Here is a 387-nt window from a genome sequence, read left to right as displayed (position 1 = left end):
CGCGAACTCGGCCTACCACGACCGCGTCGTGATGCCCCACTCGAAGCTGAAGGTCGCCATTGCGGAGATCCTTCAGAAGGAGGGCTACATCGCGGCACACCACACCGAGGACGCCGAGGTCGGCAAGTCCCTGGTCGTCGAGCTGAAGTACGGCCGCAACCGTGAGCGCAGCGTCGCCGGTCTGCGCCGGGTGTCCAAGCCCGGTCTGCGTGTGTACGCGAAGTCGACGAACCTGCCGCGGGTCCTGGGTGGCCTCGGCATCGCGATCATCTCGACCTCTCAGGGTCTGATGACCGACCAGCAGGCCTACCGGAGCGGCGTGGGCGGGGAAGTCCTCGCCTACGTCTGGTGAGAGAGGGGTAACGAACGATGTCACGCATCGGAAAG

At 65.6% G+C, this 387-nt stretch carries 1 protein-coding gene; it reads left to right on the top strand.

What is annotated here, in order from left to right; genetic code table 11:
- A partial coding sequence (rpsH, locus tag DBV35_RS29420) for a 30S ribosomal protein S8 (RefSeq protein WP_108663932.1) occupies positions 1-352 on the top strand: 352 nt, incomplete at its 5' end.
- Positions 353-387: the final 35 nt, after the last annotated feature.

Source organism: Acuticoccus kandeliae, assembly GCF_003073115.1.
The sequence above is the reverse complement of the archived record's forward strand: the minus strand, read 5'-3'. Positions and strand labels throughout refer to the sequence as shown.